Source organism: Mesorhizobium sp. WSM1343, assembly GCF_055901535.1.
On the sequence record NZ_CM148370.1, the window covers coordinates 5118143 to 5132311 of the forward strand.

Below are 14169 nucleotides of genomic sequence, written 5' to 3' on the forward strand. Positions count from 1 at the left end.
ATGCAGTTCATCGATCTTGGCGCGCAGCGCGAACGAATCCGCGACCGGCTGAAGGCCGCGATCGACCGTGTCGTTGACGAGGGCCGCTATATTCTTGGCCCGCAAGTCACCGAATTCGAGAACAAGCTTGCCGCCTATATCGGCACCAAGCATGTCGTGGCCTGCGCCAACGGCACCGACGCGCTGCTGTTGCCGCTGTTTGCGGCCGGCGTCGGCCCGGGTGACGCGGTGTTCGTGCCGAGCTTCACGTTCGCCGCCACCGCCGAAGTGGTGGCGCTGGCCAAGGCCGAGCCGGTGTTCGTCGATGTCGACCCGCACAGCTACAACATCGACATTGCCAGCCTCGAAGCGGCCATTGCCATGATCAAGAAGGAAGGAAGGCTGAAGCCGAAGGCAATCATTCCCGTCGATCTGTTTGGCCTTGCCGCCGATTACGAGGCGATCATGGCGATCGCCAACCGCGAAGGCCTGATGGTGATCGAGGATGCCGCCCAGTCGATGGGCGGTTCGCTCGACGGCAAGATGTGCGGCTCCTTCGGTGCGGTCGGCTCGACCAGCTTCTATCCGGCAAAACCGCTTGGCTGCTACGGCGACGGCGGCGCGATGTTCACCAATGACGATGCGCTGGCCGAACAGCTTCGCTCGTTCGCCTTTCATGGCAAGGGCGAGACGCAGTACGACAATGTCCGCGTCGGCATCAATTCGCGGCTCGACACGATACAGGCGGCGATCCTCATCGAGAAGCTGGCCATTCTCGAAGACGAGATGGTCGCCCGGCAGGTCGTGGCAAAGCGCTATGCCGATGGGCTTGGCGACGTCGTTACCGCCGCCCGCAATCTGGACGGCAGCCGTTCGGCCTGGGCGCAATACGCCATCGAGACGCCGAAGCGCGACGGGCTGAGGGCGCATCTCGGCGAAAAGGGCATTCCGTCTGTCATCTACTATGTGAAGCCGCTGCATGCCCAGGTCGCTTATCGCGACTATCCGCGCACGCCGACCGGCCTTGCCGTTTCGGAAGACCTGCCGAAGCGGATCCTGTGCCTGCCGATGCACCCTTATCTCAGCGAAGCCGACCAGGACCGCATCATCGAGACGATCCGCAACTATATAGGCTCGAATTCGGCGCAGGCAGCGGCCGAGTAAGCTACCGGGCCTTCTCAGGCGGGGCTGACCCCTGCCCCGCCGCTGGCAATGAAATGCGGATTGGCGAAATCCTCGTCGTCGCTTTGCCGGCGCTTCCCATAGACCAGAGGCTGGCCATCGAGCGTGCGCGTCATGCCACCGGCGGCGCGCAGGATGGCGTCGCCTGCCGCCGTGTCCCATTCCATGGTGCGGCCGAAGCGCGGATAGACATCAGCCTCGGCACTGGCGAGAAGGCAGAATTTCAAGGACGAACCGACCGAGACGATTTCGGCGGCACCAAGGTCGCGAATATAGGCCTCGGTTTCCGGCGTGTTGTGGGAACGGCTGGCGACGACGGCCAGAGGCGCCACGGCCGTTCTCACCGAGATCGGCTGTCGGCCGACGATCTGGTAGCCGCCATCGATTTCGAGAGATTCCGCCCTTCCCGGCAGGCCGGAAAAGAAGCGGCCCGTGCAGGGCGCATACACGACGCCGACTTCCGGCACGCCATCGCGAACCAGCGCTATGTTGACGGTGAAATCGGTGCGGCGGTTGACGAATTCCTTGGTGCCGTCGAGCGGATCGATCAGGAAGAAAGCCCCATTTAGGTCGGGCGGCACGATACCGGCGGAAGCTTCTTCCTCGGCCACGCAGGGGATATCGGGAAATGCGGCACGCAGTCCGGCGAGAATGATCTTTTCGCTCTCGCGGTCCGCCTCGGTCACCGGCGAGGCGTCGGACTTGCGGTCAACCGCACAGCCGGCGTGGAACACGCGCATCACCTCGCGCCCGGCCGACAAGGCCAGGCGCTCGAAGATTTCGAGCATCAGCCTGTCGTCAGATGCCGCCGCCGCTATCGTATTGGTCTTCGGCAATGTCGCGCTCGTTCAGCCAGTGTTCCAGGGCGTCGACCATCTCTTCGGCCGATTTGCCGAGTGTCTGCAGATGGATCTCCGGGGTTTCCGGCGCTTCATAAGGGGAATCGACGCCGGTGAAATTCTTGATCTCGCCATTCAGCGCGCGCGCATAGAGGCCCTTCGGATCACGCCTGGCGCATTCCTCGAAGGGCGTATCGACGAACACCTCGACGAATTCTCCGTCGGCCATCAATTCACGTGCCATGCGCCGTTCGGCGCTGAACGGCGAAATGAACGAAACAATGACGATCAACCCGGCATCGGCCATCAAACGCGCCACCTCGGCGACGCGGCGGATGTTCTCGACGCGATCGGCATCGGTGAAGCCAAGATCGCGATTGAGACCGTGACGGACGTTGTCGCCGTCGAGGATATAGGTATGACGGCCGGTGGCGAACAGCTTCTTTTCGAACAGGTTGGCGATGGTCGACTTGCCGGATCCCGACAGCCCGGTGAACCAGAACACGGCGGGCCGCTGGTTCTTCATGTCGGCGCGCACGCGCTTGCCGACATCGAGCGACTGCCAATGGATGTTTTCGGCACGACGCAGCGAGTGCAGGATCATGCCGGCGCCGACCGTGGCGTTGGAGATGCGGTCGATCAGGATGAAGGCGCCGGTTGTGCGGTTTTCGGCGAAGGGATCAAAGGCGATCGGCGTCCGCGTCGAGATGTTGCAGATGCCGACTTCGTTCATTTCGAGCGACTTGGCCGCTTCATGGGCAAAGTCGTTGACGTTGATCCGGTATTTCAGGTCGGTGACGGTGGCGCTGGTCTGGTCGGTCTCGGTGCGCAGGATGTAGGAGCGGCCCGGCAGCAGCGCATGCTCGTCGAACCAGACGATGTTGGCGGCGAACTGGTCGGCGACCTGCGGCCGTGCGGCAGGCGAAACCAGCATGTTGCCGCGCGAGATTTCGACTTCGTCGTCGAGGACGAGCGTGACGGCCTGTCCGGCAGCCGCCTGGGCGAGATCGCCGCCATACGAGACGATCCGCTTGACGCGCGAGGATTTGCCCGACTTGGCGACAACGACCTCGTCGCCGGGCGCAACCGAGCCGGAAGCGACCGTGCCGGCAAAGCCGCGAAAGTCGAGATTGGGACGATTGACATACTGGACCGGGAAACGGAACGGCAGTTCGACCATCGCTTGGTCGACCGACACGGTTTCGAGATGCTCGATCAGCGTTGGGCCGGAATACCATTCCATGCTTTCCGACCGACGGCTGACATTATCGCCATAACGGGCCGACGTCGGGATCGGCACAATGGTCTGGAAGCCGAGATCGCGCGAGAATTGCCCGTAGTCTTCGACGATCCGGTCGAAAACCGTCTGATCGAAATCGACAAGATCGATCTTGTTGACGGCCAGCACGACGTGGCGGATGCCGAGCAGCGAGGCGATGATCGAATGTCGCCTTGTCTGGCGAAGCACACCCTGCCGGGCATTGATCAGCACGATCGCCAGGTCGGCGGTCGAGGCGCCGGTGGCCATGTTGCGGGTGTATTGCTCGTGGCCAGGTGTGTCGGCGACGATGAATTTGCGCTTCGGCGTGGCAAAGAAACGGTAGGCGACGTCGATGGTGATGCCTTGCTCGCGCTCGGCCTCGAGGCCGTCGACCAGCAGTGCGAAATCGATGTCGTCGCCCGTCGTGCCATGCTTGCGCGAATCGCGTTCGAGCGCGGCGAGCTGGTCCTCGAAAATCTGCTTGGTGTCGGACAGCAGGCGCCCGATCAGCGTCGACTTGCCGTCATCGACCGAGCCGCAGGTCAGGAAGCGCAGCAGCGACTTCTTCTCCTGCGCCGCCAGATAGTCGCGAACGCCGTCGGTGGGGGCGAGGCTCTTTGCCATGATGTGGCGCATGGTCAAAAGTACCCCTCGCGCTTCTTCTTTTCCATCGAGCCGGCTTCATCGCGGTCGATCAGGCGACCCTGCCGTTCGGATGTCCGTGCCGTCAGCATTTCGCCGACGATGGCTTCCAGCGTGTCGGCTTCCGATTCGATGGCGCCAGTCAGCGGATAGCAGCCAAGCGTGCGGAACCGCACCAGCCGGTTCTCCACTGTCTCGCCGGGGCGGAGTTTCATGCGCTCGTCGTCCCGCAGGATCAGCATGCCGTCGCGTTCCACCACCGGCCGTTCCTTGGCGAAATAGAGCGGCACGATCGGGATACTTTCCTGCAGGATGTACTGCCAGATATCCAGCTCGGTCCAGTTCGACAGCGGAAAGACGCGGATCGATTCACCCGATGCGATGCGGGTGTTGAATATCTTCCACATTTCGGGGCGCTGGTTCTTCGGATCCCACACATGCTGGGCATTGCGGAAGGAAAAGATGCGCTCCTTGGCGCGCGATTTCTCCTCGTCGCGACGTGCGCCGCCAAAGGCCGCGTCGAAGCCGTATTTGTCGAGCGCCTGGCGCAGCGCCACGGTCTTCATGACATGGGTGTGGGTGTTCGAACCATGGTCGAACGGATTGATGTTGTCGCGCACGCCGTCTTCGTTGACATGAACCAGGAGATCGAAGCCGAGTTTCTGCGCCATCTGATCGCGAAAGGCGATCATCTCGCGGAACTTCCACGTCGTGTCGACGTGAAGAAAGGGAAATGGCGGCTTGGCGGGATAAAACGCCTTCATCGCCAGATGCATCAACACGGATGAATCCTTGCCGACCGAATAGAGCATGACCGGCTTGGCAAAGGCGGCCGCAACCTCGCGGAATATATGGATGGACTCGGCCTCAAGCCGCTGAAGATGCGTAAGCGCTGTTGTCATGGACCGTGGGCGTTCTTTCGTATTTCCAACAGAAGACCTTGCCTCAAATCATCGAGCTTTTGCGCCCGGTTCGAGCCTTGTTTCTGGACAATCTTCCTCGTGCCGGCGTTCTAGCAGATCGCCGTTGCCAAGAACAATGCAAGACTGGCCCGGCCGCACATGGTTCGAGAATGAATTTTCCACAGATACCATCAAACCCGGAAATTCCTGCCCGCAAGCTCAACAACCGAGAAAACGCGGGGAAAATATTGCTTGAATGACCGGCTACGGCTTTCAAGCGACTTCCCTTGGCCGACCGTCGCCTGCCGCCGATTTTCGGGGGCAATCCACCAGATACACTATCGAAAACGGGGGGCGGCCGCTATACCAGCTTCGGCAGCGGGCAAGCGCTTTATGAGGCCTGGGCAATTTCGAGGCGAGCGCATTCAACTTCGCTAAACAAGATCCGCCGCATGAAACTTGCCGAAAACAGCGAGCCCGAAAATTGAGCCGGCTTTCATCCCTCACACAGCAATTCTCGCCTTCGCGGATCAACAACTACTTCTCCATCCTTTGCTTCTTTTTTCCACCGGTTCTGGGGTCGGTGGTCAGCTTTGTGTTCAATGGCGGAGGCCTTTCGTCCGCCCTGCTGATTGCTTTAGGGAAAAGGCGCTTCAACGCCGACCGGCCCATGATCTGGATGACGGTCGCGATCTATGCCTACTGCGCCGCCAATCTCCTGGCGTCCATCGTCAACAACTCGTTTGTCCGGGATGCGCCGCATCTTATCCCGCTCGTCACCTTCCTGTTTTTTCCCGTGTCCTATTCGACCTGGAGCAACACGCAGAAAACCAAGCTTGCCCGCATCGTCGTGCTTTCCAGCATGGCCGCCTGCTTTGTCGCGCTGCTCATGGCCGTCATCCAGCAATATTGGATTGGCGTCAGGGCGGAGGGGGGAGCCGGAAATCCGATCGTCTTCGCAACCGTCGTCTGCCTTGCCGTGGTGATGTGTGTGGCTGGCGTCTTGTCCAGTATTGAGCAAGCCCGGACCCCCCTCTTCTACGCGACACTGGCCGGGACGATCGCCGTGATCTATTCCGGCTCGCGTACCATCTGGCTGGCACTGCTGATCGCCGGCATAGCCGTCATGTTGATCAACCGGCACAGGCTCAGGGGCAGGAATGCCGTTCGCCTGCTGCTGCTGCTGGCGGCAGTCGGCGTCGTGATCGCCGCTTCCAGCTTCCAGGCGATATCCGGGCGAGTCGACTTTTTGCGCTCCGATTGGGGTGCGCTTGGAGCTAGCGGCAACTACGACACCTCGTTGGGAATACGTGTTGCGCTTTGGGAGATCGGCCTCAAAGCATTCCATGACATGCCACTGTTCGGGCACGGTGTGGGTGCAACCCAGCTTCTGATCAAACAGGGCTTTCATGAGCAGTTCGCGATGGACACAGGCTTCAACCATTTCCACAACGGCTTCCTGACCGCCTTGGTGCAAGCAGGAATTCTGGGCGCCGTGACGCTGGCAGCGATCTTTATCGTTGCTGCTGGAAATGCCGCCCGGGTCTTGCGAAACAGCAGCGATCCGAACGAGCGGTTCGGCGCCACCATGATTATCGTTGTGGTGATCACCTATCTGACGGCCGGAATGACAGGCATCCTGGTCGGCCATGACATTCTGGACTCGGTGCTGATGGTCTTCCTGGTGAGCGGAACATATCTCGCCTCCGGACGTCATGTTCCTTTGCTGGACGAACCGGCACTTGCACCAGTCACGCAAGACCTGTCTCGGGCAAGGCCATGAAGGTTCTGGTCACGGGCGCGACAGGTTTCATCGGGCGTCTTGTCGTGCGCCACTTACGCGAAGCCGGTGCCGAGCTTCGCCTCGCCTCCCGCCATCCCGAGAGGCTTGGTTCGGAGAACGAGACTGTGCCGATGCCCGGCTTCGATGCGCCGGCCGCCGCCTTCCTGGAACTGACCCGGCATATGACTGACGTCGTCCATTGCGCTGGCCTCAACAATGATCGGGGAAATGCAACCGAAGCCGATTACCAGGCGGCCAATGTGGAACTGAGCGCAAGGCTGGCGCATGCAGCGGCGGCCCAGATAAGCGGACGTTTCATTCATCTCTCCTCGATCCGGGCGGTGATCGGCGCGCACGTCAGCGCAACGATCGACGAGGACACGCTTCCTGCCCCACAATGCGCCTATGGACGCTCGAAGCGCGAAAGCGAGATCACGGTTTTGGACGCCTATGCGTCGCATGGCCGCTCCGACGCCGCCGTGTTGCGCCTGCCTCCGGTCTATGGAAGCGGCATGAGGGGAAATCTGGCAACGCTGATGCGCCTTGCCGATACGCCGCTGCCGCTGCCGACGGGTGCCCTGACCGGAATCCGCTCGCTGATGTCTTCCGAGGCCGCGGTGCGAGCAGTGTCGCACCTGCTCAGCCATTCCGGGCCGCTTCGCCCGATCTATGTCGGCGCCGATGTGCCGCCGGTCGCCGTCGACGCCGTCATCACCGCCTTTCGCAGAGGTTTGGGGCGGCCTGTGCGCCTGATGGCGGTGCCGGCCGGGCTGATACGGCCGGTGGTGGCCGCACTCGGCAGGCGGGCGTTCTGGGACAGCCTGACCGCCACACAGATATGCGACCCCGCCCTGCTGGTATCGCAGGGGTGGACGCCCGAAGCCGGCACGCTTGAGCGGCTGGCCGAGCTGGCGCGGCTCAGCAGATCCTGACTTTCTTGCTTGACCATGATCTTTTCATGGTCTGCTCAGCGGTAGAGCGTTCCAAACAGGATCCGAAGATCGAGCCAGAACGACGCGGTGCGGAGGTAGGCAGCATCCGTTTGCGCCAAGAGTTCCGGGTTAGACATGTCGATGCCCCTGATCTGGGCCAGGCCGGTTATGCCCGGCAGCGCCGCCAAAACCCCCAGCCGCCTGCGACACTCGATCAATTCCGTCTGGGTCGGCAGGCAGGGCCGCGGCCCGACCAGGCTCATTTCGCCCTTCAAGACGTTCCAGAATTGCGGCAGCTCATCCAGCTTGAACTTCCGCAAGACCTTTCCAACCGATGTCACGGAATCCGCCGGCGCCTCATGCGAGGGTAGCGACGGCGTCCCGACATACATCGTGCGCAACTTGTGGCAGCGGAAAAGCCGACCGTCACGGCCGACCCGCACCTGTGAAAAAATAGCCGGGCCCGGCGACGATGCCCGAACGGCAAGGACGGTGAGCGCCAAGACAGGAGATGTCGCCACCAGCAGCAGAGCCGCACCGGCAAGATCGAAGATTTGCTTGGCTGCCTTCATGAACGGCCGATAGTGCTCCCTGCCGAAGTCCCGAGGCAAAGCCGCAGGCCAATGCCGTCAATCCGGTCGACGTAGCATGAGCCGATCTCTTGACCAAGCGCGCCACGCAGCCGTCGCAATGTTCAGATGCGCCCCAGGATGAAGGCGAGATAGAGCCCCAGGTTTCCGGAAACGGTCTGCCGATAGACGCCGCTTCGGCGCAAGCCTGCCAAGCGGCGGAAAAGGCCGCCGTCGCGCCCGCGGGTGAAAAGGTCGAGGCACACCATCGCGTCCTCGGTCAGGAGGTCGCGATTGACGGCAAGACCGTCAAGGTTGAGGTCCGTCCAGCCGGCGAATTCCCCCTTGAACAGGCGGCCAAGCCGGGACACCCTTGCTTTCCAGGATACGTTGGCGCCGACCAGGTTTGCCGCATGCTGCCGGTAGCGCACCAGCGGCCGCGGATCGTAGCGGACGATGCCGCCGGCAGCGGTCACGATGAGATAGGCCCACCAGTCGTGGCTGACGAACCCGGTCCGCATGCAGGCCCTGGCCAGCAGGTCGCGTGCCGCTGCGTTGAGCAGGATGGTGTTGCCGCCGGCGATGCTTTGCACAAGCGCGTTGCGAAAGGTTGGCGGCCGGGCAAACAAAGGCGAATGGCCGACAAGGCTTCCTGTTTCCGTCATGGTCGCGGTTCGCGAACAAAACATCAGCGGGATTTTCGCATCCTGGGTCCGCATCCAGTCGATAGCGCTCTCCAGCCTGTCGGGCTCCCAGATATCGTCCTGGTCGCAGAAGGCATAGCAGTCCGCCTCGATGCGTCGATCGACGATCATCGAGCGGAAATTGGCGGCGAAGCCTTGCCGCGGCCCCTCGACGAGCGTCATTCGACCCTTGGGCCGCCAGCGGGATTTCCATGTCTCGATGATGGCGGTCGTGCCATCGGTGGAGCCATCGTCGGATATCCACAGGTCGACCAGAGGGTGCGACTGCTCGAGCAGGGACTGCAGCTGCTCCCCGATGAAGGCGGCGCCGTCTTTCGTGCCCATCAGGACCGCGATGCGCAGATCATCTTTGCTCACGAGCAAGATCGCTTTCTGATTCTGATTGGATCTATCTCTTTGATTTGGCGCAATTCCCAAGCGCCGTGCGCTTTTCCCGGAATTGTTCTAGGTCGCCTGCCCGGCCGTCTTCGGAATCACGTCTTGACGTGCACTTGCCCTGGCCTTCTTGGCGCGGTCGAGACCTGCCAATGCGGCGAGCGCGGCAGCCTTGTCCTGGTTTTTCGCCGACTGCTGCAGCGCCGTGAGCGCGACCTGGACATCCGACCATTCCACGACGTCCGTGCTGAGGCCGAAAATCTTCGAGATGCCGAGTTCGACGAGTTCCTCGTCTTCGCCATGCAGCGTTTCGTGGAGTTTTTCACCCGGCCTTATGCCGGTGAACCGGATCGCGACGTCCTTGTATGGGCTCTTTCCGGACAAGCGGATCATCGTTTCGGCCACTTCAAGGATCGGTACCGGCTTGCCCATGTCGAGCATATAGACGGCATAATCGTCTCCGCTCTGCCGCGACGCGGCATCGGCCGCCGACATGATGACGAGATCGACGGCTTCGGCCACGGTCATGAAATAGCGCGTCATGCGCCGGTCGGTGATGGTGACGGGCCCTCCGGCCTCGATCTGCGCCTGGAATATGGTCGCCACCGAACCATTGCTGCCGAAGACGTTGCCGAACCGCACTGCAATGAACTTGGTGGCCGGGCGACGCCCGCTTGTCTCGCCTGCCGGCGTGCCATGCAAGGCGCTGATGATCTGTTCGGCGGCCCGCTTCGTCATGCCGAGCACTGACGAGGGATCCACCGCCTTGTCGCTCGATATCAGGACAAATTGCGCAACCCCGCACTTGGCAGCAACCTCGGCACAGACGAGCGTTCCGAAGATATTGGTCTGGATGGCCGAATCCCAGTTTTCCTCGAGCAGCGGAACATGCTTGAGGGCCGCGGCATGAAAGATGATGTCCGGCCGGAATTCCGTGACGACACGCGTTATCTGGCGCCGGTCCGCGACATCGACGATGCGGACCTTGAGGCGGTCGTGGTCCTTCTCGTCAACATACTGGCTCAGCTGGAAAATGCCGAACTCGGAGTTGTCGGCGACCAGCACCGCCTCGGCTCCGAGTTCCAGCGACCGCCTGACCAGCGTCTGACCGATAGAACCGGCACCGCCGGTCACCAGAACGCGTTTGCCGCCGACAAAGGCGCCGATACGCTGGATATCGGACGCGACCGTCGGCCGGCGCAGGATCGTTTCCATCTCGACGGTGTCGAGAACCAGCTTTCCGTGCTGTTCCAACTCCGAAAGGCCTGAGAACTGCACCACATTTATGTCGCCGTGCCGGGCAATGCGCACAAGTTCCGAATAGTCCTCGATTTCGTGCTCGGCGCCGCTACCGAAAATCAGCAAGTCCAGGCTCTTGGTGCCGGTCGCATAGTCTTCCAGGACATCGATCAGGCGCGGCATTGTCGCCACCACGGGAACACCTTGAATCCGCGTGCCCAACGGTGCGCCGCGCTCGGTGGCCATGATGCCTGCGATGGAATAGTCCGCCGGTTGCGCCGTGCGGGTGAAGCGAATGATCAGGTCGGCCTCGCCGAGCCGGCCGACGAACAGAGCGCGCTTGGCCTGCTGGTCGGTCTTGCGGCTCAGAATCCCCCAGCTCGCGCCGTCACGCAGGAAGCGGTAGAACAGCCGGGGTGCCGATATGATGGTGAAGGAGACGAGGAAGAAGACGATGAACTGACGCTCGTTGAGCCCCGCCACCGGCCGGTAAAAACGCAGCAGCAGCGACGCCATGTAAAGAGTGAACGTCAAAATCGCGCAGCTCTTCAGGATGTTGAAAAAGTCCGGCGTCGAGGCGAAGCGCCACACGGTGGTGTAGAGGCCACTGTAGCGGAACAGCAGATGGCTGATGACGACGATGCCCGCCCATGTCGCCAGACCCTCGTTGGAGAACGCTTCGAACGAAAGATTCGACCGCGAAAGAATAAGGCTGAGTGCCACGGCGACCAGGACCATGACCACGTCCTGGACCATGATGAAGGCGCGCCGCATCTGTGGCCTGAGCCCGAACACAGCTTCAAGGTGGGAATTCATTGGACGGCACTAGACTCCAGGCTCAAGGGCATCGACACCAGCGAAGTGCGAACACGAAGATACTTCGCGACCAATCACCTTACTCAAGTGCCATCCCCGGCCCCCGCCGTCCTGTATCGCATACTGCGGGGGCGAGGGCATAGCTAGAGGTTTTTTCGGGAAGAGGCGTCCAGTGGAGAACATGGATCATGCTCGGGCGATTGCCGTAAAGTCAACATTACCAAACGCTAATAGATAAGCCGCACAGCATCAGCATGCGTTCAGTTTTGCCGCAGTTGACTCTGCTCTCGACCTCATTACGACGCAATGCGTTGCCATATGCCCCTCGAAATGGCTATTAGAGAGGGGCTTGGTGGTTCGCTATGGCCAGCGAAGGACAATGCGCCGGAACAACAGATTGCGATACTCCCAACATGATTGCGGCACTAAACGGCGCTTTTGACGACATCTCAAAGGCCATGAGATTACACCGTGTCTGGATCGCGCTGGCCCATGAGGACATCGGCGACCAGCATAGACGCACGACGCTCGGTCCACTTTGGATGCTGGTCAATTATTTCGCTTTCGTCGGCACATTTGCCTTTGTTTTCGTAACCAAGGACGCAAGCAACCCAAGCTATATAGCATATGTGGCCATCGGCATGCTGGTGTGGTTCTACCTCACCGAGACCATCACCATGAGCGTGTCTCTCTTCCAGCGCGAAGCGAGCTTCATTCAAGGCACGACGCTACCGTTGTTCGTATATGTGATGCGATTGACGATGCAATGCATCATCAGGGCTGGTTATTCGCTGGCGGGTTGCGTTCTTATTTTGCTTTTGAGCGGTTACGGAACCAACACAAACTGGCTGCTGTCCTTGGTGGGACTGTTGCTCCTCATCCTGGCAACCCCTGCATTTGTGGTGGTTTTTGCGTTCCTGGGCGCTTTCTTTCCCGATAGCGAATTCATCGTTGGCAACCTGATGCGGGTGGGTATGTTCTTCACACCGGTCTTCTGGGTCTATAGTGGGCAAGAGGGCGTTCAAAAATATGCCTATCATTGGAACCCGTTCACCTATTTCCTGGAGGGCGTGCGTGAGCCGATCACGGCGGGCATATTTCCGGGGCATGCCTTGATGGTGACAGGTTATTTCTGCCTCGGCCTGTGGGCTATTGCGTTGCTGCTGCTGGGCCTTTATCGCAAGCGCATCGTTTTCCTGATCTGAGTTCCATGACCTCCATCACACTGAACAATGTCAGCCTTGTCTATCGCCTGTTTGAAAAGTTGACGCTTTCGGCGCCCGGCCGGCGTCGCAGCGCTCTCGGCGGCAATATAGCCAAGTCGGGCACCAAGCAGGTCGTGCAGGCGCTCGACGATGTCAGCTTTGAACTCAAGGCGGGCGACCGGCTGGGGCTTGTCGGCCCGAATGGCGCCGGCAAGACCACCCTGCTCAAGGTTCTATACGGAATCTACCAGCCATCGGGTGGCACGATATCGATCACCGGCAAGGTCGATGCCCTGTTCAACATCCATATAGGGTTTCGTCCCGAGGCCACCGGGCGCAGAAACATCGTGCTGAGGGGGTTGATCAGCGGTTGGACGGCAGCCGAGATCGAAGAGAAGATGGAAGAAATAATCGATTTCAGCGAACTGGGCGATTTCATCGACCTGCCGTTCAAGGCGTACAGCCAGGGCATGGCGGCACGCCTGGCATTTGCAGCGGCGACCACGCTTGAGCCTGAAATTCTGCTGATGGATGAATGGATTGGCGCCGGCGACGCGTCATTCAAGGAAAAGGCCAAACGACGGATGGACCAACTGGCGGAAAAGGCCGGCATCATCGTGCTGGCCAGTCATGACGATTCGCTCATCCAGCGCGTCTGCACGAAGAAACTCACACTTCGAGCCGGCCGGGTGGAATCGCTGACTTAAAGGCGCCCTCGCCGCCGCTGGGCGATGACGGCGAAATGCGCAGATGGAACAAACCTGTATGACTATCTCACTATTCTTAAGCCAATGGTAGGTATCATGAAACTTAACGATCATGAATACAAAGTAGCTGTTCTTATCCCCTGCTACAATGAGGCCTTAACCATTTCTGATGTAGTTAGCAAATTTAGATCGTATCTACCGTGCGCCGATATATATGTATATGATAATAACTCAAGTGATGGAACGCATGACGCGGCTGTTCGATCCGGCGCGATAGCACGCAAGGAAAAAAATCAAGGGAAGGGCAACGTCGTTAGGCGAATGTTCAGCGATATTGACGCTGATATTTATGTTATGGTCGATGGCGACGGCACTTATGATCCGTCTGTGGCCCAGCGCCTAATTGATGAGCTTCGTTCCGGCCCGTATGACATGGTAAATGTCGCGCGCATACCTGAGAATTCCGACGCATATAGAAGCGGCCACGAATGGGGGAACAAGCTCCTGACCGGCCTCGTTCGACGAATCTTCGGCGAGGCAACTACAGATATGCTATCGGGATACAAGGCGTTTTCGCGACGTTATGCCAAATCGTTTCCTGCCCTATCAAGCGGATTCGAGATTGAAACCGAACTCGTAGTTCATGCACTCGATCTGCGTTTACCTCAATCAGAGATCGCAGCGCCATATCGCGAACGACCAGCCGGCTCCACGAGCAAGCTACGGACCTACAGTGACGGCTTGCGAATACTGCGCTTGATCGGTTTTCTGGTAAAGGAAGAGCGGCCGCTTGCATTCTTCTCTATTGTCGCGGGCATTTTGGCGATGCTCTCCCTGCTTGTTGGCTGGCCTGTCCTCTTCGAGTTTATGGAAACCGGCCTCGTACCCCGCTTGCCGACAGCGGTCCTTGCGACGGGCATCATGGTGTCCGCGTTGCTCTCGCTATCCAGCGGCTTCATTCTTGACACCGTTACTCGCGGCCGGCGCGAGGCGAAGCGCTTGGCCTATCTGCGGTATTCGGCGCCGTGATCGAC

The 14169-nt window shown here is 60.2% G+C and carries 12 protein-coding genes; 6 read left to right on the forward strand and 6 right to left on the reverse strand.

From position 1 onward, the window contains the following. A complete protein-coding gene (locus AC0NIL_RS25120) occupies positions 1 to 1143 on the forward strand; it encodes a DegT/DnrJ/EryC1/StrS family aminotransferase (RefSeq protein ID WP_024503690.1) in 1143 nt (380 codons plus the stop codon). 14 nt (positions 1144 to 1157) lie between these two features. Here AC0NIL_RS25120 and cysQ read toward each other — a convergent pair whose 3' ends face one another. The 3 genes from cysQ to cysD are packed head-to-tail and all read right to left on the reverse strand — an operon-like array spanning position 1158 to position 4805. Further along, on the reverse strand, positions 1158 to 1949 hold the full coding sequence (gene cysQ, locus AC0NIL_RS25125; RefSeq protein WP_473572785.1) for a 3'(2'),5'-bisphosphate nucleotidase CysQ: 792 nt from the start codon (positions 1947 to 1949) through the stop codon (positions 1158 to 1160). Between the two features lie 10 nt (positions 1950 to 1959). After that, positions 1960 to 3897: a sulfate adenylyltransferase subunit CysN gene (gene cysN, locus AC0NIL_RS25130; RefSeq protein ID WP_473572681.1), complete on the reverse strand. Its 1938-nt coding sequence runs from the start codon at positions 3895 to 3897 to the stop codon at positions 1960 to 1962. Between the two features lie 2 nt (positions 3898 to 3899). Next, positions 3900 to 4805, reverse strand: a complete 906-nt coding sequence (gene cysD, locus AC0NIL_RS25135) for a sulfate adenylyltransferase subunit CysD (RefSeq protein WP_024503687.1) — start codon at positions 4803 to 4805, stop codon at positions 3900 to 3902. 484 nt (positions 4806 to 5289) lie between these two features. Between cysD and AC0NIL_RS25140 the strand changes: the two genes are divergently transcribed. Together AC0NIL_RS25140 and AC0NIL_RS25145 are read left to right on the forward strand one after the other, a co-directional pair. Next, positions 5290 to 6588, forward strand: coding sequence for an O-antigen ligase family protein (locus AC0NIL_RS25140; protein WP_473572682.1), 1299 nt, complete (start codon positions 5290 to 5292; stop codon positions 6586 to 6588). Next, positions 6585 to 7520: an NAD-dependent epimerase/dehydratase family protein gene (locus AC0NIL_RS25145; RefSeq protein ID WP_473572683.1), complete on the forward strand. Its 936-nt coding sequence runs from the start codon at positions 6585 to 6587 to the stop codon at positions 7518 to 7520. Before AC0NIL_RS25140 ends, AC0NIL_RS25145 begins: the two co-directional genes overlap by 4 nt. Positions 7521 to 7555: 35 nt before the next feature. Here the strand turns inward: AC0NIL_RS25145 and AC0NIL_RS25150 are convergent, their stop codons facing one another. The 3 genes from AC0NIL_RS25150 to AC0NIL_RS25160 all read right to left on the reverse strand — a co-directional run bounded on the left by AC0NIL_RS25150 (position 7556) and on the right by AC0NIL_RS25160 (position 11223). Further along, positions 7556 to 8092 (reverse strand): sugar transferase, encoded by a 537-nt coding sequence (locus tag AC0NIL_RS25150; protein ID WP_013532714.1) that lies wholly within the window; start codon positions 8090 to 8092, stop codon positions 7556 to 7558. A 122-nt stretch (positions 8093 to 8214) separates the two neighbouring features. Further along, complete coding sequence (locus tag AC0NIL_RS25155; RefSeq protein ID WP_473572684.1) at positions 8215 to 9150, reverse strand: glycosyltransferase family 2 protein; 936 nt, start codon at positions 9148 to 9150, stop codon at positions 8215 to 8217. 87 nt (positions 9151 to 9237) lie between these two features. Then, positions 9238 to 11223 (reverse strand): SDR family NAD(P)-dependent oxidoreductase, encoded by a 1986-nt coding sequence (locus AC0NIL_RS25160; RefSeq protein WP_473572685.1) that lies wholly within the window; start codon positions 11221 to 11223, stop codon positions 9238 to 9240. A 362-nt stretch (positions 11224 to 11585) separates the two neighbouring features. Between AC0NIL_RS25160 and AC0NIL_RS25165 the strand changes: the two genes are divergently transcribed. The 3 genes from AC0NIL_RS25165 to AC0NIL_RS25175 all read left to right on the forward strand — a co-directional run bounded on the left by AC0NIL_RS25165 (position 11586) and on the right by AC0NIL_RS25175 (position 14164). Further along, positions 11586 to 12428, forward strand: a complete 843-nt coding sequence (locus tag AC0NIL_RS25165) for an ABC transporter permease (RefSeq protein WP_473572686.1) — start codon at positions 11586 to 11588, stop codon at positions 12426 to 12428. A 5-nt stretch (positions 12429 to 12433) separates the two neighbouring features. After that, positions 12434 to 13135 (forward strand): ABC transporter ATP-binding protein, encoded by a 702-nt coding sequence (locus AC0NIL_RS25170; protein WP_473572687.1) that lies wholly within the window; start codon positions 12434 to 12436, stop codon positions 13133 to 13135. Between the two features lie 96 nt (positions 13136 to 13231). Continuing rightward, the gene (locus AC0NIL_RS25175) at positions 13232 to 14164 is read left to right on the forward strand and encodes a glycosyltransferase (protein WP_473572688.1); all 933 of its coding nucleotides are present in this window, start codon (positions 13232 to 13234) and stop codon (positions 14162 to 14164) included. Positions 14165 to 14169 lie beyond the last annotated feature (5 nt).